Origin of the sequence: Phenylobacterium sp. (assembly GCF_036821595.1) — a bacterium.
Classification (GTDB): Bacteria; Pseudomonadota; Alphaproteobacteria; order Caulobacterales; family Caulobacteraceae; genus Phenylobacterium.
This window is the reverse complement of the sequence record NZ_DAISJG010000002.1, coordinates 17,144-41,557: the sequence shown is the minus strand read 5'-3', so window position 1 is coordinate 41,557 and position 24,414 is coordinate 17,144. Positions and strand designations below refer to the sequence as shown.

The window sequence follows — 24,414 nt, the reverse complement described above, 5'->3', positions numbered from 1 at the left end:
TCCGGGCGCTGCGCCCTTCCGTGTACGTCCGTGTATTCCGTGGTTGAAATGTTGCGGCTTCGCCGCGCCGGTGACGTCGCCATGTCCCGCCTCACATCCGGAACACGCCGAAGCGCGTCTCGGGGACGGGGGCGTTGAGGGCGGCGGAGATGGAGAGGCCGAGCACATCGCGGGTCTGGACGGGGTCGATGATGCCGTCGTCCCACAGGCGCGCGGTCGCGAAGTAGGGATTGCCCTCGTCCTCGTACTTCTCGCGGACGGGCGCTTTGAAGGCTTCCTCCTCCTCGGGACTCCACTTGCCGGCGTCGCGGTGGACGGTGGCGAGCACGCTGGCGGCCTGCTCGCCGCCCATCACCGAGATGCGGCTGTTGGGCCAGGTCCACAGGAAACGCGGGGAATAGGCCCGGCCGCACATGCCGTAGTTGCCGGCCCCGAAGGAGCCGCCGATCAGGACGGTGAACTTCGGCACCTCGGCGGACGCGACCGCGGTGACCAGCTTGGCGCCGTCCTTGGCGATGCCGCCGGCCTCGTACTTCCCGCCGACCATGAAGCCCGAGATGTTCTGCAGGAAAACCAGCGGGATGCGCCGCTTGCAGGCCAGCTCGATGAAGTGGGCGCCCTTCAACGCGCTCTCGGAGAACAGCACGCCGTTGTTGGCGAGGATGGCCACCGGATAGCCCCAGATGCGCGCGAAGCCGGTGACGAGCGTCGTGCCGTAGAGCGGCTTGAACTCGTCGAAGTGGCTGCCGTCGACGATCCGGGCGATGACCTCATGGACGTCGTAGGGCGCGCGCACGTCGGTGGGGACGATGCCGTAGAGCTCCTCGGGGTCGTAGGCCGGCGGCCTCGCCTCCTCCAGGTGCAGGTCGATGGTCTTGGTGGTGTTCAGGTTGGCGACGATCGAGCGGACGATGGCGAGCGCATGCTCGTCGTCGTTGGCCACGTGGTCGACCACCCCGGAGCGGCGGCCGTGGGTATCGGCGCCGCCGAGCTCCTCGGCCGTGATCACCTCGCCGGTGGCGGCCTTCACCAGCGGGGGGCCGCCCAGGAAGATGGTGCCCTGGTTGCGGACGATCACCGTCTCGTCGCTCATGGCGGGCACGTAGGCGCCGCCGGCGGTGCAGGAGCCCATGACGCAGGCAATCTGGGCGATGCCCTCGGCGCTCATCCGGGCCTGGTTGAAGAAGATGCGGCCGAAGTGGTCGCGGTCGGGGAAGACCTCGGCCTGGTGGGGCAGGTTCGCGCCGCCCGAATCCACCAGGTAGACGCAGGGCAGGCGGTTCTGCAGGGCGATCTCCTGGGCCCGCAGGTGCTTCTTCACCGTCATGGGGAAGTAGGCGCCGCCCTTCACCGTGGCGTCGTTGGCGACAATCATCACCTCGCGGCCCGAGACGCGGCCGACGCCTGTGATCACGCCCGCGGCCGGGGCCTCGTCGTCATAGAGGCCGAAGGCGGCGAGCTGGCCCACCTCCAGAAACGGCGAGCCGGGATCGAGCAGCCGCATGACCCGGTCGCGGGGCAGGAGCTTGCCGCGGCTCTCGTGGCGCTGGCGGCTGGCCTCGGGGCCTCCCAGGGCCGCCTGGCCGGCCCGCTGGCGCAGCTGCTCGGCGAGCGCCCGGTTGACCCGGGCGTTGGCGGCGAAGGCGTCCGAGGCCGGATCGACGGCGGTCTGAAGCTTCCTCATGCGACAGGTCTACGCCGTTTTTTCGAGCACGAGGTCAAGCTCTGCAATCATCGCCTTGCGCATGGCGAACTTTTGCACCTTGCCGGTGACGGTGGTGGGAAAGCCTTCCACGAAACGGATGTGGCGTGGAATCTTGTAGTGGGCGATCTGGCCGCGGCAGAAGTCGCGGACGGCCTCGGCGTCGAGGCGCTCGCCCGGCTTCAGGACGATCCAGGCGCAGAGCTCCTCGCCGTACTTCGGGTCTGGGACGCCGACCACCTGCACGTCCTGGATCGCCGGGTGGCGGTAGAGGAACTCCTCGATCTCGCGCGGATAGATGTTCTCTCCGCCGCGGATGACCATGTCCTTGATCCGGCCGACGATGTTGCAGAAGCCCGCATCGTCGAGCGTGGCGAGGTCGCCGGTGTGCATCCAGCCCGCCGCGTCGACGGCCTCGGCGGTCTTCTCCGGGTCGTCCCAGTAGCCCAGCATGACGGAATAGCCGCGGGTGCAGAGCTCGCCCGGCTCGCCGCGCGGGACGATACGGTCCTCGGCGTCGACGATCTTCACCTCCAGGTGCGGCTGGATGCGGCCGACGGTGGAGACCCGCCGGTCCAGGGGATCGTCGGTCCCGGACTGGAAGCTGACGGGGGAGGTCTCGGTCATGCCGTAGGCGATGGTCACCTCCGGCATGTGCATCTTCGCGATCACCTGACGCATGACCTCGATGGGGCAGGGGGAGCCGGCCATGATGCCGGTGCGCAGGCTGGTCAGGTCGAAGCGGTCGAAGTCCGGGTGGCCCAGCATGGCGATGAACATTGTGGGGACGCCGTAGAGGGCGGCGCAGCGTTCGGCCTCCACCGCCTCCAGCACGGCGAGCGGATCGAAGGCCTCGGCCGGGTAGACGATGGTGGCGGCGTGGGTGAGGCAGCCCAGGTTGCCCATGACCATGCCGAAGCAGTGGTAGAGCGGCACGGGGATGCAGAGCTTCTCGCCGGGTTGCAGGCCGATCGCCTCGCCCACGAAGAAGCCGTTGTTGAGGATGTTGTGGTGGCTGAGCGTGGCGCCCTTCGGGAAGCCCGTGGTGCCGCTGGTGAACTGGATGTTGATCGGGTCGTCGAACTGGAGGCGGTCCGCCAGGCGGGCGAGGTCGGCGTGCTCACCGGAGCCCGGATCGGCGAAGACGTCGCCGAAACGCAGGCACCCCTCGTGTGACGCCTCGCCAAGGGTGATCACGGCCTCCAGCTTCGGCAGGCGGCCGGAGGCCTGCAGCTCGCGGACCATGGCCAGGTACTCGGAGGTCTTGTGGCGCACGGCCGTGACCAGCGCCCGGCAGCCCACCTTGTTGAGCGCGTACTCGGCTTCGGACAGGCGGTAGGCGGGGTTGATGTTCACCAGCACGAGGCCGGCCTTGGCGGTGGCGAACTGGACGACCGCCCACTCCCAGCAGTTGGGGGCCCAGATCCCGACGCGGTCGCCGGGCTGCAGGCCCTGGCGGATCAGGCCGGCGGCCGGCGCATCGACGCGGGTCTTCAGCTCGGCCCAGCTCCAGCGGACGCCCTGGTGGCGGGAGACCAGCGCCAGGCCGTCCGGGTGCGCCTGGCAGGTCTCGTCGAAGGCCTGGCCGATCGTCTTGCCGATCAGCGGCCGGGCGCTCGCCCCATGGACGTAGCTCAGGCCCGCCATCGTCCTCCTCCCTTCGTGCTTTCCCGGCAGGATGGCGGGCGTGGCCGGCGGTGTCATCTGGTTAGGCGCAGGCTAGGCTGACGCGGGGTCGGCGTGGCAGGAAGGCTCCCGTGACCCAAGAGACCTTTCCCGAGATCCGTGAGGCGGTGCGTCGGCTGTGCGCGCGCTTTCCCGGCGCCTACTGGCGCGAGCTGGACCGCGAGCGGGCCTATCCGACCGAGTTCGTGCAGGCGCTGACCGAGGGGGGCTTCCTGTCGGTGCTGATCCCGGAGGAATACGGCGGCTCCGGGCTGGGGCTGCGGGCCGCCACGGCGGTGCTGGAGGAGATCCACCGCTCGGGCTGCAACGGGGCGGCCTGTCACGCCCAGATGTACACCATGGGCACGATCCTGCGGCACGGCTCGCCGGCCCAGAAGCAGGCCTACCTGCCGAAGATCGCCTCGGGCGAGCTGCGGCTGCAGGCCTTCGGGGTGACCGAGCCGGACGCCGGCACCGACACCACGCGGATCTCCACCTTCGCCCGGCGCGACGGCGACCGGTATGTGGTCTCCGGCCGCAAGATCTGGATCAGCCGGGCCGAACACTCCGACCTGATGGTGCTGCTCTGCCGCACCCAGAAGCGGGAGGAGGCCGCCAAGCCGTCGGACGGCATGAGCGTGCTGATCGTCGACATGCGCGAGGCGGTGGGCAAGGGGCTGACCATCCGTCCTGTGCGGACCATGCTCAACCACGCCACCACGGAGCTGTTCTTCGAGGACCTCGAAGTCCCGGCGGAGAACCTCGTGGGCCAGGAGGGCCGGGGCTTCCGCTACATTCTGGACGGGATGAACGCCGAGCGGATTCTGATCGCCTCGGAGTGCATCGGCGACGCGAAGTTCTTCATCGACCGCGCCAGCGCCTACGCCAAAGAACGCCAGGTGTTCGGCCGGGCCATCGGCGAGAACCAGGGGGTGCAGTTCCCGATCGCCCGGGCCCATGTCCAGACGACCGCGGCCGAGCACATGGTGGCCCACGCGGCGGGGCTGTTCGAGGCCGGCGAGCCCTGCGGGACTGAGGCGAACATGGCCAAGCTGACGGCCTCCGAGGCCTCCTGGTACGCCGCCGACGTCGCCCTGCAGACCCACGGCGGCTTCGGCTTCGCCGAGGAATACGACATCGAGCGCAAGTTCCGCGAGACCCGCCTCTACCAGGTCGCCCCGATCTCCACGAACCTCATCCTCAGCCACGTGGCCACCCACGTGCTGGGCCTGCCGAAGAGCTTCTGATGCCGCAAACCATCAAGGTCGAAGACGCAGCCCCGGGCATCGCTGTGGTCACCCTGAACCGGCCGGACGCGGCCAATTCGCTGAACACGAAGATGGGCGAGGAGCTGCTGCACGCCTGGAGCCACCTGGCGGCGCGGAGCGACCTGCGCTGCGCGGTGCTGGCCGGCGAGGGGCGGCACTTCTGCGCCGGCGCGGACCTCAAGGAACGCAACGGCATGAGCGACCATGCCTGGTCCGCCCAGCACGAGATCTTCGAGGCGATGATCCGCGCCCAGCTCTCCGTGCCCGTGCCGGTGATCGCCGCGGTGAACGGGGCGGCGGTGGGCGGCGGCTGCGAGATGACGCTCGCCTGCGACTTCGCCTATGCGGGCGACGGGGCGCGGTTCGGCCTGCCGGAGGTGGGGCTGGGCATCATGCCGGGCCTCGGCGGGACCCAGCTCCTGCGCCGGGCGGTGGGTGAACGGCGCGCGGTGGAGCTGCTGACCACCGGGCGGCTGTTCACGGCGGCGGAGGCGCGGGACTACGGCCTGATCAGCGCAGTGACGGCGCCGGAGGCCCTGATGGCGACGGTGCTCGAGGTGGCGGGGACCATCGCGTCGAAGGCGCCGTTGTCGGTCCGGGCGCTGAAGTCGGTGGTCCGCGAGGGCGCCGCGATGCACTTGCCTGAGGCCATGGACCTGGAGCTCTCCCACTACAACCGGCTGTTCAAGACCCACGACCGCCGCGAGGGCGTGGCGGCGTTCAACGAGAAGCGGACGGCGCAGTTCGGCGGCGAGTGACGGTGGCGCGCGCCGGCCTCAGCGCCTACTGATCCTCCCATGAAGATGCCCGTGCCCGACGCGTCCACGATCGCCCGCAAGAGCGAGATCGTCCGCGCGCTGCGGAAGATCGTGCCGGGCGAGGGCGTGGTCTCGGACGCCGACGGGCTCGTGCCGTTCGAGAGCGACGGGCTGTCGGCCTACCGCCAGACGCCGCTGGCCGTGGTGCTGCCGGAGACGGTGGAGCAGGTCTCTCGGGTGCTGGCCTGGTGCCAGGCCAACAGCGTGAAGGTGGTGCCGCGCGGCGCGGGGACCTCGCTGTCGGGCGGGGCGCTGCCCCTGACGGACGGCGTCGTGCTCGGCATGGCCAAGTTCAACCGCATCCTGGAAGTGGACCACGCCAACCGCTGCGCGGTGGTCCAGCCGGGCGTGACCAACCTCGCCATCAGTCAGGCGGTGCAGGCCGACGGCTTCTACTACGCCCCCGACCCCTCCTCGCAGATCGCCTGCACCATCGGCGGCAACGTCGCCGAGAACTCCGGCGGCGTGCACTGCCTGAAGTACGGGCTGACGACCAACAACCTTCTGGGCTGCGAGATCGTGCTGATGAACGGCGAGGTCGTGCGGCTGGGCGGGCGCGGCTACGACGCGGCGGGCTACGACCTGCTGGGCGTGGTGACCGGGTCGGAGGGGCTGCTGGGCGTGGTCACCGAGGTGACGGTGCGCCTGCTGCCGACGCCTGAGACGGCGCGGGCCATGCTGCTGGGCTTCCCGTCTGTGGAGGCGGCCGGCGCCTGCGTGGCCGACGTCATCGCGGCAGGCATCATCCCGGCCGGCATGGAGATGATGGACCGCCCGGCGATCGTCGCCGCCGAGGCCTTCGTGCACGCGGGCTATCCCACCGAGGCGGAGGCCCTGCTGATCGTCGAGCTGGACGGGCCGGAGGCCGAATGCGCCGAGCTGTCGGCCGCGGTGCTGGAGATCGCCCGGGCGCGCGGCGCCGACTATGCGCGGGTCTCCGAGAGCGAGGCCGAACGGCTGGCCTTCTGGGCCGGGCGCAAGGCAGCCTTCCCGGCCGTCGGGCGGATCGCGCCCGACTACTACTGCATGGACGGCACCATCCCGCGCCGGGAGCTGCCGCGGGTGCTGGCCGCGATCCACCAGATGGCCAAGGCCTACGGGCTGGGCGTCGCCAACGTCTTCCACGCCGGCGACGGCAACCTGCATCCGCTGATCCTCTACGACGCCGACAAGCCGGGCGAGCTGGAGCGGGCCGAGCAGTTCGGGGCCGAGATCCTGAAGCTGTGCGTCGCGGTCGGCGGCGTGCTGACCGGCGAGCATGGCGTGGGGGTGGAGAAGCGCGACCTGATGGGGACGATGTTCGACGACACCGACCTCGCCTGCCAGCAGCGTCTGAAATGCGCCTTCGACCCCGACCTGCTGCTCAACCCCGGGAAGGTGTTTCCGGTCCTGCACCGCTGCGCCGAGCTCGGGCGGATGCACGTCCACCGCGGGAAGCTGGCCTTCCCCGAGCTGCCGCGGTTCTGATGCTGGAGGCGAAGGACAGGACGCTGCGGCCGAGGGATGCCGAGGACGTGCAGGCGGCGATCGCCGAGGCGGGCGCGGCGGGCCGGACGCTGGAGGTCATGAGCGGCGGGACGAAGCGCGCGATCGGGCCGACGCGGGCTGACGCGGTGCTGTCGCTGGAGGCTCTGGACCGTTTGGTCGACTACGCGCCGGAGGAGCTGGTGCTGACGGTGCAGCCGGGCGCGCGGCTGGCCGACCTGGAGGAGCTGGTGGCGGCCCACGGCCAGATGCTGCCGTTCGAGCCGCCCGCCCTGACGAAGGTGCTGGGCGCGAAGGGCAAGGCCACGATCGGCGGGACGGCGGCGGCCAACCTCTCCGGCCCGCGGCGCGTCCGGGCGGGCGCGGCCCGCGACCACCTGCTGGGCTTTTCCGGCGTCACCGGCCGAGGCGAGGCGTTCAAGGCGGGGGGCAAGGTGGTCAAGAACGTCACCGGCTATGACCTCTCCAAGCTGATGGCTGGCTCGTGGGGGACGCTGGCGGTGATGACCGAGCTGACCCTGAAGGTCCTGCCGGCGGCGCGGACGGAGCTTACCCTGCTGTTCTTCGGCCTGCAGGACCGCAAGGCCAACGAGGCCATGACCCTCGCCATGGGCTCGCCCGCCGAGGTGTCGGCGGCGGCGCACCTGCCGAACTTCGCCGCCCGCTGCGCGCCGCTGAAGGCCGAGATGGCGGTGACCGCGCTCAGGTTGGAGGGCTTCCCCGCCTCGGTGCAGGCCCGGGCCGAGGGGCTGGTCGCGACGCTGAAGGGCTTCGGGCGGGTGGAGGCGCTGGACGCCCGCCACAGCCGCGACTTCTGGGTCGGCGTGCGCGAGGTGGCGGCGTTCGCCGCCGACCCGCGTCCGCTCTGGCGGGTCTCCATACCGCCGGCCGGCGGCTGGAAGGCGGGCCATGCGCTCGCCGGCGACCTGCTCTACGACTGGGCCGGCGGGCTCGTCTGGCTGCTGTCGGAGGACGACCCGGCGCAGGTGCGTACCGCCGCCCGCGCCCTGGGCGGCCACGCCGCGCTCTACCGTGGCGACGGGGCGGCCTTCGCGGCCCTGGAGGGACCGCTCGGCGCCCTCGGCGCGCGCGTGAAGGCGGCGTTCGATCCGCTGGGCGTGCTCAATCCCGGAAGGCTCGGCTGATGCGTGTGGACTTCCCGCCCGAGCGGCTGGCCGAACCGGAGTTCGCCCGCTCCCACACGGCGATCCGCAAGTGCGTGCACTGCGGCTTCTGCACGGCCACCTGCCCGACCTACGTCCTGCTCGGCGACGAGCGCGACAGCCCGCGCGGCCGGATCGAGCTGATCCGGGCGATGCTGGAGAGGCCGGAGAGGGCGCCGCCGAAGGCGACCGTCACCCACATCGACCGCTGCCTGTCGTGCCTGGCCTGCAAGACCACCTGCCCCTCGGGCGTGGACTACGCCGACCTGATCGACCATGCGCGGCGGCACATCGAGGACCACTACAGAAGGCCCTGGCCTGAGCGGATGCTGCGGGCGCTGATCCCGGCCGTGCTGACCCGGCCGAAGCGGCTAAGGGCGGCGCTCGCCCTGGGCCGGGCCGCGCGGCCGCTGGCGCCGATGCTGGAGCGGATGCGGCTCGCTCCGCTGGCGGCCATGCTGCGGCTGCTGCCCGAGCGGGCGCCCGCTGCGGAGCCTGAGCGCGCGGCCCCGGGACGGCGCGGACGGGTCGCCCTGCTGCAGGGCTGCGTGGAGCCGGCGCTGGCGCCGCAGATCCGCGCCGCCGCCGCCCGGCTGATCGCGCGGGCGGGGTTCGAGGTGGTGGAGGTGAAGGGCGAGGGCTGCTGCGGCGCGCTGTCCGAGCACCTCGGCCGGGCGGAGGAGGCGGCCGGCATGGCCCGGCGCAACCTCCGGGCCTGGGCCGACGCGGGGCCGCTCGACGCCATCGTCACCACGGCCGCCGGCTGCGGCACGACGCTGAAGGCCTACGGCAAACAGGCGGGCGCCGAGGGCGAGGCGGCGGCCCTCAAGGCGCGGGACATCCTGGAGTTCATCGCCGAGGCCGGCCTGCCGCCGGTGACGCGCGAGGTGCGGATGGCGGTCGCCTACCACGCGCCGTGCTCCCTGCAGCACGGGCAGGGCATCAAGGCGGCGCCGGCGGCGCTCCTGGCGCAGGCGGGGTTCGAGGTGCGAGAGCCGGCGGAGTCCCACCTCTGCTGCGGATCGGCGGGGGTCTACAACATCCTGCAGCCGGAGCTGGCCGGACGCCTGCGCGACCGGAAGGCGGCGAACCTGAAGGCGGTCGGCGCGCGGGTCGTGGCGGCGGGCAACATCGGCTGCATCTCCCAGATGCAGCCGGCGCTGGACGCAGCCGTGATCCATCCCGTGGAGCTGCTGGACTGGGCGACGGGCGGGCCGGAGCCGGCCGGTCTGCGGGCGCCTCAGACGGCGTAGCAATCCTGGAGCGGGCGCTCGACCGGGATCGGGGCCTCGGCCCCGCCGGAGCCCCTCGGGGGCCGCCGCGAGGTCACGAAGGCTTCCCAGTCGGACGGTCCGCTGCGACCGCCGCGGGAGGGGGTTCGAATGCTGAAGGACCGGAGACGGTCGAGCAGGTGCTCGAGGCTCTCGTCCGATCCCACCAAGTCTGGTTTGAAGTGTTGATCGGCCATGGCGCGGATTTATACGCCGGTATGCGACCGAACGCCACAGGCAATGGTTACGCCTTGGTTAACGGCTCACTGATTCGTGAAGGGAACCCGAGCATGGCGGAGATCCGCACCCTGAAGATCGCCTTCGAGGGCGGGCTGCAGCCGGGCCCCAGGCCCTGGATGTGGGCGAGCGTGGAGGTGGCGCTGGAGGACGAGACCCAGGTCCATCCGACGGTCAGTGCGAAGGTGCCCGTCCCGTTCGAGGGGCAGGACGTCTTCGAGATGCGCGAGGTGGCCTGGGCGGCCTTCCGCGAGGCGCTGGAGCAGGCGCTGGCCGCCGGGGCCGGCAAGAGCGCCCAGCAGCTCTCCTTCACCGGCCCGGAGGCGCGTTGACCACCCTTACGGCAGCCTCCTAGGGTCGCCCGCCACAACAAGGGGGAAGCTCATGAAGCTGTTCACGTCGGTCGGCCCGAATCCGCGGGTGGTGAAGATGTTCATCGCCGAGAAGGGCCTCGACATTCCCCGGGTCGAGGTGGACCTGCGCGGCGGCGAGAACCGCCAGGAGCCGTACCTGAAGATCAATCCCGCCGGCCAGACGCCGGCGCTCGAGCTGGACGACGGCACGCACCTGACCGAGATCCTGGCGATCTGCGAGTACCTCGACGAGCGCTTCCCCGACCCGCCGCTGATCGGCCGCACGCCGGAGGAGCGGGCCAAGACCCGGATGTGGATGCGCCGCGTCGACCTGAAGGTCTGCGAGCCCATGGCCAACGGCTTCCGCTTCGCAGAGGGCCTGCCGCTGTTCCAGAACCGCATGCGCTGCCTGCCGGAAGCTGCCGACGGCCTGAAGGCGATCGCCCGAGACGGGCTGCAGTGGATGGAATCCAACTTCGAGGGACCGTGGGTGGTGGGCGACCGCTTCACCCTGGCGGACGTCCTGCTGTTCGGCTTCCTCGACTTCGGCGGCATGGTCGGCCAGCCGCTGCCGGCCGAGCTGGAGCGCCTGCAGGGCTGGATGGCGCGGGTGCGCGAGCGGCCGAGCGTCGCGGCCAGCGCCTAGCCGACGTTGCGGTCGCGGCCCTCCCAGTAGGGCTTGCGCAGCTCGCGGCGGAGCACCTTGCCGGAGGGGTTCCGCGGCAGGGCCTCGATGAAGTCGATCGACTTCGGAGCCTTGAAGCCGGCGATCCGCTGGCGGGCGTAGGCGATGATCTGCTCCGGATCGGGCTCGGCGCCCGGCGCGGGCACAACGATGGCCTTCACCGCCTCCCCCCAGCGCTCGTCCGGGACGCCGATGACGGCGGCGTCGGCGACGCCCGGGCAGCCCAGGATCGCGTTCTCCACCTCGGCCGGATAGACGTTCTCGCCGCCGGACACGATCATGTCCTTCACCCGGTCATGGACGAAGAAGTAGCCGTCCTCGTTCATGAAGCCGGCGTCCCCGGTGCGCAGCCAGCCGTCCGGCCGGATGGTCTCGGCGGTGGCCTCGGGCCGGTTCCAGTAGCCGGCCATGACGATGGGCCCGCGGATCTCGATCTCGCCGATGCCGCCCGGCGGCAACTCGCGGCCGTTCTCGTCGGCGATGCGGGTCTCGAGCGTCGCCCAGGGTCGGCCGCAGGAGCGCATCAGCTCCCCCTTGTGCTCGGAGGGCGCGAGCGTCGTGCCCGCGCCGCAGGTCTCGGTCATGCCGTAGAACTGGATGAAGCCGCAGCCGAAGGTCTCGGTGGCCTGCTTCAGCACCGCCTCGGAGATCGGCGAGGCGCCGTAGGAGACGGTCTTCAGGCTGGAGAAGTCGGTGGTCTTCGCCTGCGGCGTCTGCAGCAGGACGTTGATCATCACCGGCGCCAGGAAGACGTGCGCCACCTTCTCCTGTTCGATCAGGCGCAGCACCTCGACCGGATTGAAGTCGGCCATCAGGATCAGCCGGCCCCCGGCCGAGAGTCCCGCGTAGCTGATGTTGGTGCCGGCCACATGGAAGAGCGGCATGACGATCAGGACGGTGTCGTCGGGCCCGTAGTCGAAGCCTTCCACCTGGTGGCGGAGCGCAAGGAAGGCGGCGTAGTTGGCGTTGTTCAGCCGAACGCCCTTGGGCAAGCCGGTGGTGCCGGAGGTGTAGAGCTGCAGGACGTCGTCGTCGGGCTGGGGGGCGTCCAGCGCCGGGGCCGGAGCGGCGTCGCGGCGCGTGGCGTAGCTCTCGAACCCCGGATGCTCGCCGTTCACCGCCAGGACGCGGATCGGCCGGTCGATCTGGGCGGTCACGGCCTCGGCGGCGGCGAAGAAGTCGGGCGTGACGAAGAAGACGTTCGCGCCGGAATCCTTGAGGATGAAGGCGATCTCCGGAACGGCGAGGCGGCTGTTGATCGGGGCCAGGCAGGCGCGCGCCTTGGCCGCGCCGAACATGATTTCGTACCAGGCCTCGCAGCTCTTCCCGAGCCAGCCCACCCGCTCGCCCGGCTTGACGCCGAGCGCCTGCAGCAGGCCGGCGGCCTGGTTCGACCGGCGCTCCAGCTCGGCGTAGGTCAGGCCGCGGCCCTCGAACTCCACGGCCAAGTGGTCGCCGCGTCCACGGGCGTGGACCCGCGGAATGTCGGTCAAAAGCTGGATGGTGTCGGCCGCGGAATCCGCCATGGTTCGCTCCCTGATCCGGCGTGTGTCCGCCGTTGACCGGAACGCTAGCGGATCGGCGGACGTAATGCAGCCCAGCCGATGAAGATCGCCACCTTCAACATCAACAACGTCAACAAGCGGCTGGCCAACCTGCTGGCCTGGCTGGAACGCGCGCAGCCCGACGTGGTCTGCCTGCAGGAGACCCGCACGTCCGACGCCCTGTTCCCGGCCAGCGCCCTGGAGGCCGCCGGCTACGGGGCGGTGTGGACGGGCGAGCGGACCTGGAACGGGGTGGCGATCCTGGCCCGCGGCGGGACGCCCGTGCCGACGCGCCGCGCCCTTCCGGGGGACCCCGACGACCACCAGGCCCGCTACATCGAGGCGGCGGTGGGCGGGGTGCTGGTGGGCTGCCTCTACCTGCCGAACGGCAATCCGCAGCCGGGCCCGAAGTTCGCCTACAAGCTGGCTTGGTTCGACCGGTTGATCGCGCATGCCGCCGACCTGCTGGCGGCGGACGTGCCCGCGATGCTGGCCGGCGACTACAACGTGGTGGCCACTGACCTCGACATCTACCGTGTGAAGCCGCGCACGGCCGACGCCCTGCAGCAGCCGCAGACCAAGGCCGCCTTCCGCCGGCTGCTCGATCAGGGCTGGACCGACGCCATCCGCGCGCTCCACCCCGACGCGCGGATCTACACCTTCTGGGACTATCTGCGCGACGCCTGGGGCCGGGACGCCGGCATGCGCCTGGACCACCTGCTGCTCAGCCCGCGCCTCGCTCCGCGGCTGGCGGCGGCGGGGGTCGACCGGGAGGTGCGGGGCGAGCCTGGCGCCAGCGACCATGCGCCGGCCTGGATCACGCTGGCCTAGCCGTCCGCCCTCGGCCATTTTGGCGCCTCCTTCCGCGGGCAATCCTGCCCGCTGGACGGGAGAACATGAGGCGGGAATGTCTGCTGCCGAGTCCAGGCCTGTGACGGTGAAGCCGCCGCGCACGCCCACGCGCCGGTTCGAGGCGCGGCGCAACGCCATCATCGCCTCGGCGGTCGCCGAGATAAACGTCCGCGGGGTGCGGGGCATGACCCTGGGCGACGTGGCGGCGCGGCTCGACCTCGTCCCGACCGGGGTCATCTACTACTTCAAGAACAAGGAGGAGCTCGCCGCCGCCTGCTTCATGAAGGCGATCGAGCGGTTCGACGCGCTGATCGGCGTCGGGCTGGCGGCGGGCGCGGACGAGCGGACCCGGCTGCAGGCCTTCGTCGACGCCTATTTCGAGTTCAAGCGTCAGGCGGCCCTGGGCGAGGCCGAGCAGATCGTGGTGTTCAACGACGTGCGCGCCCTGAACTCCGCGCCCGTGGGCGAGGCCTACGTGAACATGTTCCGCCATGCCCGCGAGCTGCTGACCGGGCGGCCCGGCGCCGAGCTTCCGCGGCTGGACCGCAACGCCCGCACACACCTGCTGCTGTCGGAGCTGTTCTGGAGCGTCGCCTGGCTGGTGATGACCGACGTGCAGGACTATGGCCGGGTGGCCCGGCGCATGGGCGCGATCCTCGCCGACGGGATCCTGCCGCCCGGCGTCGCATGGCCCGAGTTCGAGATCCCCCGCCTGACGCGGGACGAGGACCCGAGCGCCGAGGCGTCGGCCGAGCTGTTCCTGCGGGCGGCCACCGCCCTGATCAACGAGGAGGGCTACCACGGCGCCTCGGTGGAGCGGATCTCGGCGCGGCTCAACGTCTCGAAGGGCGCCTTCTACCACCACAACGAAACCAAGGACGACCTGGTCGTCGCCTGCTTCGAGCGGACCTGCGAGATCATGTGGCGGGCGATCCGGGCGGCCGAGGCGGAGGGCGGCTCGGGGCTGAAGGTCCTGGCCCAGGCCTCCGTGGCGCTGGTGCACCACCAGATGACCGGCAACCTGCCGCTGCTCAGGACCTCGGCCCTGACGACGGTGCCCAAGTCGATCAACACCCAGCTGGTGCGTCAGTTCGACCGGGTCTCGATGCGCTTCGCCTCGATCCTGTCGGACGGCGTCGCCGACGGCTCGGTGCGGCCGGTGGACGTCAACGTCGCCGCCCAGATGATCACAGGGATGATCAATGCCTCGGCGGAGCTGAGCTTCTGGGCGCCCGGGCTGCCCTCCGAGGCGGCCGCCGCCCACTATGTGCGGCCGCTCTTCGAGGGGCTGCTCTCGCAGGCGCCGGCCGCCGGCTGAGCCGCCCGCAGGCGGCGAGGATCGTCCGCACACGGCTAGGATGTCCCCGGCTCAACCAGCGCTGGCGCGACAGGCGTTTTCCGGCAAGGCGCGCGTTCTCAAGGGCTTGGCTAAGCTTGGCCTAAGGTGTCAGATAGGGGCTGACCCGGTCGTTCAAATTCAGTCCGGGTGACTGCATTTGGCCGTCGCGGCGTTCGGCAAGAGCGCCGCCCGCGGCGCACGGGGGGCTTTTCAGAGCGGATGCATGGACCTTAAAGCCCTCCGTCTACTGATCGTCGATGACAACCGTAACGCCGCAGAGATCGTCAAGTCGGTCCTGGGGAGCGTGGGCGCGCAACAGGTGGAGTTCGCCACGACGGCGGAGAAGGCGTTCAGCCTGCTGCAGGCGGAGCCCTACGACCTGATCATCGTCGACCAGAACCTGGGCAAGGGAGACGAGGGGATCTCGCTGGTGAAGCGGATCCGCACGGACCCGCACAGCTCCAACCCGTACCTGCCGATCCTCATGCTCACCGGCTATACCGAGCAGCGGCGCGTGAAGGCGGCCCGGGACGCGGGCGTCACCGAGTTCCTGAGCAAGCCCTTCACCATCGTGGGGCTGCTGAAGCGGATGGAGGCGCTGATCCACGCGCCCCGGCCGTTCGTGCGGTCCGAAGACTACTTCGGGCCCGACCGCCGTCGGCGGCAGGACCCGGACTACAAGGGCCCCGAGCGGCGCAAGCGGCCGCCCGAGGACGCCTGAAGCCTCGAACTAGAAGCGGTAGGTCAGGCCCGCGTTGAACACCAGCGGGTCGACCTTGACCTTGGCGCGGACCGGCGTCGGGCCGAGGTTGGCCTTGGCGATCGTGCCCACATAGGCCTTCTTCACGTCCACGAAGCCGCCCCAGCGGTCGTTGACCATGAAGTTGGCGCCGGCTTGAAGGGCCGTGCCGATGGCGCTGTCGGCCTCGAGGTCGTTGAGGGCCGCGTCCTCGGTGTCGAAGACGATCAGGAAGGAGGCTCCGGCGCCCACATAGGGCTGGAAGCGGCCTTCAGGATTGAAGTGGTACTGCACGAGCACGCCCGCCGGGCCGCCGGTCATGGTGCCGGCGCGGCCCAGGGCGGCGAGGGTGCCGTCGGCGTCCACGTTGAACTTGGGCGGCAGGCCGGCGGCGACCGCGAAGGCCACGTTCGGCGTCACGAAGTAGCCGATCTCGCCTTCGAGGGTCCAGCGACCGTCGATGGAGACGTTGGCCCCGGCCACCGGCGCGCCGCCGGCGGTCATGGAGGCGCTCTCCACCGGGTCGACGTAGGCCGGCCCGAGATGGACGAACCAGCGGCTCGCCTCCTGTGCATTCGCGGCGCCGGCCATGGAAACCGCCGCCAGGGCGGCCGCGGCCGCAATCTTAAAGGAAGCCATCACCTGCATCCCACTTTGTTTCAATCGTTGGATGCGGTTCTACGGCGTAAACCTTAAGAAACGCTGAGGTGAACGTTGATCACTGGTTTATACCGTAATAATAATCAGGTAACCATAAATGAAAACCTCGGGTTGCTGTAGATCATCGCTCAGCAATCGGAGGTGTGGGCCGCGGCGCTCCTGTGGGTGCGCGCGCTCTGTAACGTGCACGGATATTTAAACGGTCGGGTCCAGCATGCGGTCTCATCGCAGACCGTATTCGCGCTATTGGGGTAGCTATGGCTGAGGAGAGCCATGCGAGCATCGCCGACGAGGAGCCGCCCGCGCGGATCCTGATCGTCGACGACATCGCCGACAATCGAACCATCCTCGGCCGCCGCTTCCAGCGCCGCGGCTACGAGATCGCGGAGGCGGACTCCGGGCGCGGCGCCCTGGAGATGATCGCGCGCGAGACCTTCGACGTCGTCCTGCTCGACGTGATGATGCCCGACATGAACGGGCTCGAGGTGCTGCGCCGGATCCGGGAGAAGCACACCGACGTCCAGCTGCCGGTGATCATGGTGACCGGCAAGACCGAGAGCCAGGACATCGTCGAGGCGCTGACCGCCGGCGCCAACGACTACATCACCAAGCCGGTGGATTTCGCCGTGGCGCTCGCCCGGGTCTCGACCCAGGTGCGCAGCCGCCAGGCGGAAGAACATGTGCGGCGGGCCCACGAGGCGCTGTCCCGGGCCAACGAGGAGCTGGAGCGCCGCATCGCCGAGCGCACCGAACAGCTCCGCGACGCGCTCGCCGAGGCTCAGGCCGCCAACCGGTCCAAGGACGAGTTCCTGGTCATCGTCAGCCACGAGCTGCGGACGCCGCTGAACGGCATGATCGGCATGGGCCAGATGCTGGCCCGCACCGAGCTCAGCGATCAGCAGCGCAAGATGGTCGGCATCGTCAACGCCTCGGCCGACCAGTTGCATGGCGTGGTGGCCGACCTCCTCGACACCCTCGACCTCACCGCCGGCGGGCTGAAGCTCAGCCCGGAGACCGCGGCGCTGGACAAGATCGTGGAGGAGGCCGCGGGCGCGGCCGCCGCCAAGGCCCAGGCCAAGGGGCTCGCCTTCACGGCCGAGATCGGAAAGGACGCCGGCGCGCCGATCGAGTGCGATCCGCAGCGGCTGCGCCAGGTGCTGGGCAAGCTTCTGGACAACGCCGTGAAGTTCACCGAGGCCGGCGAGGTCTCGCTGCGCGTGGCCCGTTCGTCCGACGGTCTGACCTTCGAGATCCGCGACACCGGCGTCGGCTTCGACGAGGAGACCGCGCGCCGGATGTTCAACCCGTTCGAGCAGGCCGACGGCTCGCTGACCCGCCGGTTCGGCGGCGTGGGGCTGGGGCTCGCGATCTGCAGGGGCCTGGTGGAGCTGATGGGCGGGACGATCACCGCCGAGAGCCAGGCCGGCGAGGGCGCGGTGTTCCGCGTCGAGCTGCCGCTCAAGGCCCAGGCCGCGGCGGCCTAGGCCGGCGCGCTTGCGGGCGCGGCGGCCCTTGAGGCCGCGGCAGCAAGTCTGCTCCGGCCGTGGGCTCAAGTCGGATCAGCATAGAGGGATGCGTTCACCTACCAGCCGCCCACGAAAAAGGGCCGGGCGTCACCGCCCGGCCCTTCTTCGTTGTGGCTCGCGCTGGGCTCAGGCCGTCGCGCGCATCGATTCCGGCTCGGCGTTGAGCGTCTCGAACTCGGCGTGGCCGACCTCGTAGGCGTCCTTCAGGCGCTGCACCGCGTCGCGGATGTTCTGCGGCGTATGGTTGGCCATCACCTGCATGCGGAACCGGGCCTGGCCCTTCGGCACGGCCGGGAACTCCACGAGGTTGGCGATCAGGCCGACCTCGGGCAGGCGGCGGCTGACGAGACGCGCGAGGCCCTCGGTGCCGACCTTGACGCAGACGATGGCCGACGGCTCGCCGTAGACCTCGAAGCCCGCCTCGACGAGCTGGCGGCGCAGGCTGAGGACGTTGGTCATCAGCTTGTTGCGCAGCTCGGCGCCTTCCACGGACTCGATGATCTCGAAGGCCTTCAGCACCGTGGCCGCCTGCATGGGCGACAGGGCGTTGGAGAAGGTGCACGGCGGCGAGAAGAACCGCAGGTACTCCTTCACCTCGCGCGAGCGGCAGGCCACGAAGCCGCCGTTGGAGCCGAAGGTCTTGGAGAAGGAGCCCATGACCAGGTCGACCTTGCCCAGCATGCCCTGCATGCCGATGTGGCCGCGGCCGTCGTCGCCGAGGTTGCCCAGGTCGTGAGCCACGTCGACCATCAGGGTCGCGTCGAACTCATCGCAGAGCGCCTGCATGGCGGCGATGTCCGGCACGTCGGAGTCCATCGAGTACAGGGACTCGATGACCACCATGATGCCGTTCTCCTGGTCCTTGGCGCGGATCTTCTCCAGCCACTTGCGGCACTCGCCGACCATGTTGTGGCGGAACAGGTAGATGTTGCGGGTGGCGGCCGAGGCGCCTTCCTGCAGGCAGGTGTGGGCCAGCGAGTCCATCACGATGTGGTCGGTGGAGCGCACCAGGCCCTTGATGATGCCGTAGCCGGCGGCCCAGCCGGTTGGGAACAGGATCGCCTCGGGCATGCCGAGGAAGTCGGCGATCTTGCGCTCCAGCAGCACGGAGTGGTGCGTGTTGCCCAGCAGGGCGGCGGAGCCCGCGCTGTGCACGCCGAACTCCTCGATGACGTCCTGGGCGACCTTCTTGATCACCGGGTTGGTCGACATCGACAGATAGTCCTGGCTGGCGAAGTTCACGCCATGGATCTTGCCGCCGGCGTCGTCGCGCGCGGCGCAGACCGTGGACGGGCTCTCCTCCGTCGAGCGCGAGAACGGCCACAGGCCGTGCTGGCGACGAAGGTTCTGCCATTTGAAGAAGCCGGCCACGCGGGCTTCCAGGTCGCTGCCCTTCGGGTAGCGATAGTCCCGCATGCTGCCCGTGAGGGCTGCCGGCGGCGTATAGTTATTGAATGCCTTCAGCATTGATAGCTCCCCACCCTGTTCTCGGGTTCGGAGGACGTTGTACACCCTAGGTGTTATTGGTCAGTGTACATAAGATGACGCGAAGATTTACAGGCGCAGTTAACTTGCCGTGACTTCATGCAGTTAATCGAATCTTGCGTCACAAGTTATTGGTGTGTCTGCAAAATTCGCGGTTGCGCCGCCTCTGGGGCAAAACAAAAGCGCCCGCCAGAGGCGGGCGCTGCAAGCTCCGGGCTCCGCTCGGGATCAGGCGGCGCGGGCGCCCAGGCAGGCGTTGATCTTGCCCAGCAGCCGGGGGAGGTCGACCGGCTTGGTGTCGAAGTCGCAGCAGCCGACCTCCACGCTCTTGGCGCGATCGGTGGCCAGCGCATGCGCGGTCAGGGCGATGATCGGGATGTCGGCCGTGGAAGGGCGGGCCTTGATCAGGGTGGTGGCTTCCCAGCCGTCCATGTCGCCGAGCGCGATGTCCATCAGGATCACGTGCGGCTGCTCGCTCTCGGCCATGGCCACGCCCGACGGGCCGTCGGGTGCGCAGCAGACCTCGAAGCCCTGCCGGGTCAGGCGGCGGGTCAGCATGTCCCGGTTCATCTCGTTGTCTTCGACCAGCAGGATCTTCGTCATGGCGGCTGTTCCGGGGTCTTTCGGGATCAGGCGGCGGCCAGGTCGGCGGCCGGCGCGTCGAGGCGGGTGCGGCGCTTGCGCTTCGGCGCCGGCGCCGCGGGCAGGGTGATGGTGAAGGTGGAGCCCTCGCCGAGCTCGCTCTCGGCCTGGATGGCCCCGCCCATGAGGTTGCAGAGCGCCAGGCTGAGCGCCAGGCCGAGACCCGTGTCGCCATACTTCGACGTGCTGGCGTCGCGGGCGACGGTGAACTTCTCGAACAGGGTGGGCAGCATCTCCGGGGCGATGCCGATGCCGGTGTCGCGCACCTCGATGACGATAGATTCCCCCGCGCGCGTGGACCTGCGCTCCACGCCGACGGTGACGCGCCCCTTTTCGGTGAACTTGACGGCGTTGTCGAGGATCTGGCCCACCGCCTGGCGGACGCGCTGGCCGTCCCAGCGCGCGGTGCCGAGGCCCGGGCCCAGGTCGACCACGATCGGAACGCCCTTGGCGTCGCCCTTTGCGCGCTTGTGCTCGACGATGGCGTTGATGAATTCGCCCACGGCGACGTCCTCGGGCACCAGCTCCATCTTGCCGGCCTCAATCTTGGAGAGGTCGAGCACCTCGTTGACGAGCCGTAGGAGGTGGTGGCCGGCCTTGTGGATCTTCTCCAGGTCGGCGATCGCCTCCTGGTCGTCCTCGTCGGCGGCGTCCTCCAGGAGCATCTGGGAATAGCCGATCACGGCGTTCAGCGGCGTGCGCAGCTCGTGGCTCATGGACGCCACGAACTCGGCCTTGGCGGCGCCCGCGCGCTCGGCCTCGGCGGTGGCCCGGCGCAGCTGGGCGGCGGTGGCCATGTGGCCGCGCATCTCCGCCTCGAGCTCGACGCCCGACTGCAGGATCCGGCGGTAGTAGAGCGCCATCATGGTGACGTAGCCGGCGCAGGCCAGGGTGGAGACGATGCCCAGGCCCTGCAGGGCCTCGCGCGGCGTGTCGTCGGCCGGCGGCGGCAGGAAGTGGTAGAGGGCGACGAAGGCCGCGAAGTTCAGGCCGAACTGGGCCAGCGCGTACTTCCGCAGCTCCGGCGAGTTGCCGAGGTAGAAGAACGCCAGGAGCGGGATCGTCAGCACCCAGGGGAGCGTCGGCGAGGTGACCCCGCCGTAGTAGTAGCAGCTCCACAGGATGCAGAAGTGCAGGTTCTGGACCGAGACGAAGGTCCACAGGTTGTACCGGCCGAAGAACTTCAGCAGGAACGGATAGGCCCAGAACGAGGTGATCGAGGCCGCCAGCCAGAAGGTCGGCCAGCCCGGCGTCGGATCCAGGAAGAGCAGGGCGCCCGGCACCACATTGCCGAGGAACGGTCCCAGGCAGTGGCTGATCAGGAACATGCGCGCCTGCTGCCGCTTGTCGCGCTCAGCCTTCACCTCGGCCGGAATGAACCAGTCGATGAAGCGATCGAGCAGGTTGGTCGCCTGCGCTGCCATGGTGGTCATATCGAACCCGCCCCCAACAAGAGCCGGCAAGGATCGATTAGGCATTCACCACGATCGACTTGCGGCGCCCCGAGTTGAACCCGAGGTTCCCACCAGTCTCCACGGCTCCAATTAAGATCGGGTTAGCTGGGTTAAAGGGCGTCGTGCACGAGTTCTTAATCGGTGCTGAGGCTCACTTCGTCCGGAAAATTGGGGCGCCCTGAAGCGGGGCGGAGCTGGGCATGTGGGAATCCATCCTTAGGATGATCGACTGGTTCGTGCCGGAGGCCGCCAAGCGCGAGCGCTCCGAGCTGGGCCTGGCGCGCAACTTCGTCTTCACCCACCTTTTCGGGCCGCTGATGGCGCAGTCGATCTGCGTCTTCCTCTACCTGACCGATCCGACTCCGAACTGGATCGTCTGGACCATGGTCGCGGCGATCTGGTCCTTCTGGGCCCTGCCGTTCGTCCTGAAGTTCACTAAGAACCTGCAGCTCGTGGCGCTGCTGTCGGTGCAGACCCTGGCCTTCGCCTCGCTGTTCGGCTCGTTCCACTACGGCGGGGTCTCCTCGCCGCTGTTGCCGTGGCTGCTGGTCGCCCTGCTGCTCGGGTTCTTCTACCTCGGCGAGCGCCCGCTGCTGGTGCTGGGCATGTTCGCCGGCGACCTGCTGGCCTTCTACGCCGCCTATGCGATCGCTGGCTCGTTCGACGAGCGCGTGCCGCTCGACCAGCTCACCAACGTGGGCTGGATCTCGATCTTCTCGGCCACCGTCTACATGATGTGGATGGCCGTCTATTACGTGTCGACCATCGGGCTCAGGTCCGACCTGGAGCGGGAGGCCGAGCGCCACCGCGCCACGGCCATCCGGCTGCGCCAGGCCAAGGACCAGGCCGAGCGGGCCAACCTCGCCCGGTCGATCTTCCTGGCCAAGATGAGCCACGAGTTCCGCACGCCGCTGAACGCCGTCATCGGCTACTCCGAGCTGCTGCTCGAGCACTGCCAGGACACCGGCGCCGACGACCAGAAGCTGGCCGACCTCGGCCGCATCAACGCCGCGGGCCAGCACCTGCTGGCCCTGGTGACCGACGTGCTGGACGTCTCGCGCATCGAGAGCAACGCCGTCGAGCTCAGCCTCGAGACCTTCGAGCTGGAACAGTTCATCGAGCATGTGGGCTCCACCGCCCAGCCGCTGATGAGCCAGAACGGCAACCACCTGGTGCTGAAGCCGCAGGGCCGCCTGGGCTCGGTGACCACCGACCAGACCAAGCTGCGGCAGGTGGTGCTGAACCTTCTGTCCAACGCCGCCAAGTTCACCAGCGAGGGGACGATCACCGTCACCGTGCGCCGCGACGAGAAGCCGGCCGGCGACTGGATCGAGATCCGCGTCGACGACACCGGCATCGGCATCGCCGAGGAGGACCTGCCGAAGCTGTTCCAGGACTTCGGACAGGTCAGCGCCAGCACCTCCAGCCAGTACGGCGGCACGGGCCTCGGCCTGGCCGTCAGCCAGAAGCTCTGCGCCCTCATGGGCGGGGGCATCTCGGTCAGCAGCGAAGCCGGCCACGGCTCGTCCTTCATCGTCCGCCTGCCAGCGGTTGCGACCATCGACGATGCCCAGACCGAGCCCGCGCAATCCCTTGCTGCGTAAGGGTTTGTCGTAAATCGGCGGGTAACCGATCCCGCCTACAATAACCACGTTCGGCTACTCCCAAGCCGCGCCAGAAGTCGGGGATACAAAGTGCGTCATCAAGATATTCGGCTCGCCTGTGGCCTCGTGGCGGCGGGCGCCCTGCTCGCAGGTGCGGGCCAGGCTGCGGCGAGCGGCTTCGGAGTCACCGAGGTGTCGGTGGAAGGCCTCGGCCGCGCCAACTCGGGTGAGGTCGCCGACACCGGCGCGTCGGCCCTGTTCTGGAACCCGGCGGCGATCGCCCGCGGGGGCCGCGGCATGAGCGTCGGCATCCACCACCGCAACGATTCCACGACGTTCTCGGACGTGGCCACGAACATCGTCTATCCGGGCGGCGCCTCCTTCGGGGTGGGCGGGATCTCGCCGGTGGACGAGGTCAGCCAGGACTTCACCGCGCCGCACTTCGCTGCGGCCCTGCCGTTCGGCGACCGCTTCGCCGTGGGCGTCTCCGTGCACAAGCCCTACCGCCTGAAGACGGACTTCGGCGCCGGCTCCTGGGCGCGGTACGACACCGTCCGCAGCAAGATCGAGGTCCTGGAGATCCAGGGCGCGGCCGCCATCCAGGCGACCGAGTGGCTGGACCTGGGCTTCGGCCTCACCGCCAATAAGACCGACGCCTACTACGACCAGGCCTATCCGAACCTCGGGGCGGGCATGGCCGACGGGCTGTCGCAGCTCACCGCCGACGGCTGGAGCTATGGATGGACGGCCGGCGCCCAGGCGCATTTCGAGCGCGTCACCGTGGGCGTCAGCTACCGCTCCAAGGTCGAGCACGAGCTGGAAGGCGGCCTGGTCCTGAGCGGCCTGCAGGCGCCTCTCGACGGGGCCAACTTCGCCGCGCCGGCCGACGCCAGCTTCAACACGCGGGCGACCTTGACCGCCGGGGTCCGGTTCGACCTCTCCGACGCCACCACCCTGAACGGGCAGGTGGTCTATTCGGACTGGAGCGTGAACCAGACGATCGACGTCACCTTCGCCGGCGCGACCGTGGGCATCCCCCAGCGCTTCAAGGACTCCACGTCCGTGGCGGTCGGGGTCGACCACGACCTGACCGAGATGTGGACGCTGCGCGGCGGCGTGCAGTACGACCCGACGCCAACGCCGGACTCCCTGCGCGAGCCCGGCGTGTTCGACAGCGACCGCTGGGTCTTCGCGGTCGGCGCGAGCGCGCGGCTGCAGCCGGCGGTGACGCTCAACGGGGCGCTGGCCTACACCCGGTTCAAGGACACCCACCTGACCGACCTCGACGTCTTCTACGGCGGCACGCCGGCGCAGACGGTGGTGCCGACCAACGGCCGCTTCGAGGGTGACGCGCTGGCCGCCTCGGTGGGCCTGGACTGGACCTTCTAGTCCGCGGCTGAGCCGCAGAAACGAAGAAGGGCCGGAGCTGGCGAAGCTCCGGCCCTTTTTGCTTCGGGCGATGTCAGGTGACCGGCGCGGACGCCGCCGGACCCGTCAGCCGTGGGCGGCGCGGGCTTCCGCGGCGGCGGCCTCGGTGGTGGACTGGATGATGGCCCCGATCAGCAGGTCCGGGATGATCGGCTTGGCGATGTGGTGGTCGGCGCCGGCGGCCCGGGAGGCCTGCACGTGCTCGCTCATGGCGTTGGCGGTCACGGCCAGGACGGGCGTGCGGTGGCGACCCTGCTCGACCTCGAACCTGCGGATCTCGCGGATGGCGGTGAGGCCGTCCATGACCGGCATCTGCAGGTCCATCAGGACCACGTCGAAGTCGTCGGCCTTGTAGGCGTTGAGCGCCTGCAGCCCGTCCTCGACCTGCACGAGATCGCAGTCGATGAGGCCCAGGATCACCTCGACGACGGCCCGGTTGGTCGGATGGTCGTCCGCCATGAGGACGCGCAGCCGGCGCCCGCTTTCAGTTTCCG

Annotated in this window: 21 protein-coding genes; 13 read left to right on the top strand and 8 right to left on the bottom strand. The window is 69.8% G+C overall.

Features of this window, described 5'->3' with window-relative positions; translation table 11 throughout:
• Window positions 1–91: 91 nt before the first annotated feature.
• A complete protein-coding gene (locus tag V7Z97_RS01670) occupies window positions 92–1,684 on the bottom strand; it encodes a carboxyl transferase domain-containing protein (RefSeq protein ID WP_334160989.1) in 1,593 nt (530 codons plus the stop codon).
• 9 nt (window positions 1,685–1,693) lie between these two features.
• A complete protein-coding gene (locus tag V7Z97_RS01665; RefSeq protein ID WP_334160988.1) occupies window positions 1,694–3,349 on the bottom strand; it encodes an AMP-binding protein in 1,656 nt (551 codons plus the stop codon).
• 110 nt (window positions 3,350–3,459) lie between these two features.
• On the opposite strand from V7Z97_RS01665, the gene V7Z97_RS01660 reads away from it, so the two are divergent.
• The 7 genes from V7Z97_RS01660 (at window position 3,460) to V7Z97_RS01630 (ending at window position 10,608) form a co-directional block, all read left to right on the top strand.
• The gene (locus tag V7Z97_RS01660) at window positions 3,460–4,614 is read left to right on the top strand and encodes an acyl-CoA dehydrogenase family protein (RefSeq protein WP_334160986.1); all 1,155 of its coding nucleotides are present in this window, start codon (window positions 3,460–3,462) and stop codon (window positions 4,612–4,614) included.
• Window positions 4,614–5,393, top strand: coding sequence for an enoyl-CoA hydratase/isomerase family protein (locus tag V7Z97_RS01655; protein WP_334160984.1), 780 nt, complete (start codon window positions 4,614–4,616; stop codon window positions 5,391–5,393). Before V7Z97_RS01660 ends, V7Z97_RS01655 begins: the two co-directional genes overlap by 1 nt.
• 39 nt (window positions 5,394–5,432) lie before the next feature.
• Window positions 5,433–6,920 carry an FAD-linked oxidase C-terminal domain-containing protein gene (locus V7Z97_RS01650; RefSeq protein WP_334160982.1) on the top strand — a complete coding sequence of 496 codons (1,488 nt, stop codon included), beginning with the start codon at window positions 5,433–5,435 and terminating at the stop codon, window positions 6,918–6,920.
• Entirely contained in the window at window positions 6,920–8,083 is a 1,164-nt protein-coding gene (glcE, locus tag V7Z97_RS01645; protein ID WP_334160980.1) for a glycolate oxidase subunit GlcE, read from the top strand. Before V7Z97_RS01650 ends, glcE begins: the two co-directional genes overlap by 1 nt.
• The gene (glcF, locus tag V7Z97_RS01640) at window positions 8,083–9,354 is read left to right on the top strand and encodes a glycolate oxidase subunit GlcF (protein WP_334160979.1); all 1,272 of its coding nucleotides are present in this window, start codon (window positions 8,083–8,085) and stop codon (window positions 9,352–9,354) included. The genes glcE and glcF overlap by 1 nt, the downstream gene beginning before the upstream one ends.
• A 308-nt stretch (window positions 9,355–9,662) precedes the next feature.
• Window positions 9,663–9,941 carry a hypothetical protein gene (locus V7Z97_RS01635; RefSeq protein WP_334160977.1) on the top strand — a complete coding sequence of 93 codons (279 nt, stop codon included), beginning with the start codon at window positions 9,663–9,665 and terminating at the stop codon, window positions 9,939–9,941.
• A gap of 52 nt (window positions 9,942–9,993) precedes the next feature.
• Window positions 9,994–10,608, top strand: a complete 615-nt coding sequence (locus tag V7Z97_RS01630) for a glutathione S-transferase family protein (protein ID WP_334160976.1) — start codon at window positions 9,994–9,996, stop codon at window positions 10,606–10,608.
• On the opposite strand, the gene V7Z97_RS01625 is transcribed toward V7Z97_RS01630, so the two are convergent.
• Window positions 10,605–12,173 (bottom strand): long-chain-fatty-acid--CoA ligase, encoded by a 1,569-nt coding sequence (locus V7Z97_RS01625; RefSeq protein ID WP_334160975.1) that lies wholly within the window; start codon window positions 12,171–12,173, stop codon window positions 10,605–10,607. The genes V7Z97_RS01630 and V7Z97_RS01625 overlap by 4 nt on opposite strands.
• A gap of 78 nt (window positions 12,174–12,251) precedes the next feature.
• Between V7Z97_RS01625 and V7Z97_RS01620 the strand changes: the two genes are divergently transcribed.
• The 3 genes from V7Z97_RS01620 to V7Z97_RS01610 all read left to right on the top strand — a co-directional run bounded on the left by V7Z97_RS01620 (window position 12,252) and on the right by V7Z97_RS01610 (window position 15,103).
• On the top strand, window positions 12,252–13,022 hold the full coding sequence (locus V7Z97_RS01620; protein WP_334160973.1) for an exodeoxyribonuclease III: 771 nt from the start codon (window positions 12,252–12,254) through the stop codon (window positions 13,020–13,022).
• Window positions 13,023–13,098: 76 nt separating this feature from the next.
• A complete protein-coding gene (locus tag V7Z97_RS01615; protein ID WP_334160972.1) occupies window positions 13,099–14,361 on the top strand; it encodes a TetR/AcrR family transcriptional regulator in 1,263 nt (420 codons plus the stop codon).
• 244 nt (window positions 14,362–14,605) lie between these two features.
• On the top strand, window positions 14,606–15,103 hold the full coding sequence (locus V7Z97_RS01610; protein WP_334160970.1) for a response regulator: 498 nt from the start codon (window positions 14,606–14,608) through the stop codon (window positions 15,101–15,103).
• A 9-nt stretch (window positions 15,104–15,112) separates the two neighbouring features.
• On the opposite strand, the gene V7Z97_RS01605 is transcribed toward V7Z97_RS01610, so the two are convergent.
• Window positions 15,113–15,760, bottom strand: coding sequence for an OmpW/AlkL family protein (locus tag V7Z97_RS01605; RefSeq protein ID WP_334160969.1), 648 nt, complete (start codon window positions 15,758–15,760; stop codon window positions 15,113–15,115).
• Window positions 15,761–16,038: 278 nt separating this feature from the next.
• On the opposite strand from V7Z97_RS01605, the gene V7Z97_RS01600 reads away from it, so the two are divergent.
• Window positions 16,039–17,265, top strand: coding sequence for a hybrid sensor histidine kinase/response regulator (locus tag V7Z97_RS01600; protein ID WP_334160968.1), 1,227 nt, complete (start codon window positions 16,039–16,041; stop codon window positions 17,263–17,265).
• Between the two features lie 168 nt (window positions 17,266–17,433).
• Here the strand turns inward: V7Z97_RS01600 and V7Z97_RS01595 are convergent, their stop codons facing one another.
• The 3 genes from V7Z97_RS01595 to V7Z97_RS01585 all read right to left on the bottom strand — a co-directional run bounded on the left by V7Z97_RS01595 (window position 17,434) and on the right by V7Z97_RS01585 (window position 20,867).
• Window positions 17,434–18,774 carry an aminotransferase class I/II-fold pyridoxal phosphate-dependent enzyme gene (locus tag V7Z97_RS01595; protein ID WP_334160967.1) on the bottom strand — a complete coding sequence of 447 codons (1,341 nt, stop codon included), beginning with the start codon at window positions 18,772–18,774 and terminating at the stop codon, window positions 17,434–17,436.
• A 246-nt stretch (window positions 18,775–19,020) separates the two neighbouring features.
• On the bottom strand, window positions 19,021–19,395 hold the full coding sequence (locus V7Z97_RS01590; protein WP_334160966.1) for a response regulator: 375 nt from the start codon (window positions 19,393–19,395) through the stop codon (window positions 19,021–19,023).
• A 26-nt stretch (window positions 19,396–19,421) separates the two neighbouring features.
• Window positions 19,422–20,867: a sensor histidine kinase gene (locus V7Z97_RS01585; RefSeq protein WP_334160965.1), complete on the bottom strand. Its 1,446-nt coding sequence runs from the start codon at window positions 20,865–20,867 to the stop codon at window positions 19,422–19,424.
• Window positions 20,868–21,088: 221 nt separating this feature from the next.
• Here V7Z97_RS01585 and V7Z97_RS01580 point away from each other — a divergent pair, with 221 nt between their 5' ends.
• Window positions 21,089–22,492: a sensor histidine kinase gene (locus tag V7Z97_RS01580; RefSeq protein ID WP_334160964.1), complete on the top strand. Its 1,404-nt coding sequence runs from the start codon at window positions 21,089–21,091 to the stop codon at window positions 22,490–22,492.
• Between the two features lie 90 nt (window positions 22,493–22,582).
• Window positions 22,583–23,881 carry an OmpP1/FadL family transporter gene (locus V7Z97_RS01575; RefSeq protein ID WP_334160962.1) on the top strand — a complete coding sequence of 433 codons (1,299 nt, stop codon included), beginning with the start codon at window positions 22,583–22,585 and terminating at the stop codon, window positions 23,879–23,881.
• Between the two features lie 105 nt (window positions 23,882–23,986).
• On the opposite strand, the gene V7Z97_RS01570 is transcribed toward V7Z97_RS01575, so the two are convergent.
• Entirely contained in the window at window positions 23,987–24,379 is a 393-nt protein-coding gene (locus V7Z97_RS01570) for a response regulator (RefSeq protein WP_325462153.1), read from the bottom strand.
• Between the last annotated feature and the right edge of the window lie 35 nt (window positions 24,380–24,414).

What these genes read in the sequence shown, in the direction of transcription:
- glcE (WP_334160980.1), top strand. Translation starts at nt 6,920, where the DNA reads ATGCTGGAGGCGAAGGACAGGACGCTGCGGCCGAGGGATGCCGAGGAC.
- V7Z97_RS01605 (WP_334160969.1), bottom strand. Translation starts at nt 15,760, where the DNA reads ATGGCTTCCTTTAAGATTGCGGCCGCGGCCGCCCTGGCGGCGGTTTCC.
- glcF (WP_334160979.1), top strand. Translation starts at nt 8,083, where the DNA reads ATGCGTGTGGACTTCCCGCCCGAGCGGCTGGCCGAACCGGAGTTCGCC.
- V7Z97_RS01610 (WP_334160970.1), top strand. Translation starts at nt 14,606, where the DNA reads ATGGACCTTAAAGCCCTCCGTCTACTGATCGTCGATGACAACCGTAAC.
- V7Z97_RS01585 (WP_334160965.1), bottom strand. Translation starts at nt 20,867, where the DNA reads ATGACCACCATGGCAGCGCAGGCGACCAACCTGCTCGATCGCTTCATC.
- V7Z97_RS01580 (WP_334160964.1), top strand. Translation starts at nt 21,089, where the DNA reads ATGTGGGAATCCATCCTTAGGATGATCGACTGGTTCGTGCCGGAGGCC.
- V7Z97_RS01590 (WP_334160966.1), bottom strand. Translation starts at nt 19,395, where the DNA reads ATGACGAAGATCCTGCTGGTCGAAGACAACGAGATGAACCGGGACATG.
- V7Z97_RS01670 (WP_334160989.1), bottom strand. Translation starts at nt 1,684, where the DNA reads ATGAGGAAGCTTCAGACCGCCGTCGATCCGGCCTCGGACGCCTTCGCC.
- V7Z97_RS01655 (WP_334160984.1), top strand. Translation starts at nt 4,614, where the DNA reads ATGCCGCAAACCATCAAGGTCGAAGACGCAGCCCCGGGCATCGCTGTG.
- V7Z97_RS01615 (WP_334160972.1), top strand. Translation starts at nt 13,099, where the DNA reads ATGTCTGCTGCCGAGTCCAGGCCTGTGACGGTGAAGCCGCCGCGCACG.
- V7Z97_RS01620 (WP_334160973.1), top strand. Translation starts at nt 12,252, where the DNA reads ATGAAGATCGCCACCTTCAACATCAACAACGTCAACAAGCGGCTGGCC.
- V7Z97_RS01630 (WP_334160976.1), top strand. Translation starts at nt 9,994, where the DNA reads ATGAAGCTGTTCACGTCGGTCGGCCCGAATCCGCGGGTGGTGAAGATG.
- V7Z97_RS01625 (WP_334160975.1), bottom strand. Translation starts at nt 12,173, where the DNA reads ATGGCGGATTCCGCGGCCGACACCATCCAGCTTTTGACCGACATTCCG.
- V7Z97_RS01665 (WP_334160988.1), bottom strand. Translation starts at nt 3,349, where the DNA reads ATGGCGGGCCTGAGCTACGTCCATGGGGCGAGCGCCCGGCCGCTGATC.
- V7Z97_RS01570 (WP_325462153.1), bottom strand. Translation starts at nt 24,379, where the DNA reads ATGGCGGACGACCATCCGACCAACCGGGCCGTCGTCGAGGTGATCCTG.
- V7Z97_RS01595 (WP_334160967.1), bottom strand. Translation starts at nt 18,774, where the DNA reads ATGCTGAAGGCATTCAATAACTATACGCCGCCGGCAGCCCTCACGGGC.
- V7Z97_RS01635 (WP_334160977.1), top strand. Translation starts at nt 9,663, where the DNA reads ATGGCGGAGATCCGCACCCTGAAGATCGCCTTCGAGGGCGGGCTGCAG.
- V7Z97_RS01600 (WP_334160968.1), top strand. Translation starts at nt 16,039, where the DNA reads ATGGCTGAGGAGAGCCATGCGAGCATCGCCGACGAGGAGCCGCCCGCG.
- V7Z97_RS01650 (WP_334160982.1), top strand. Translation starts at nt 5,433, where the DNA reads ATGAAGATGCCCGTGCCCGACGCGTCCACGATCGCCCGCAAGAGCGAG.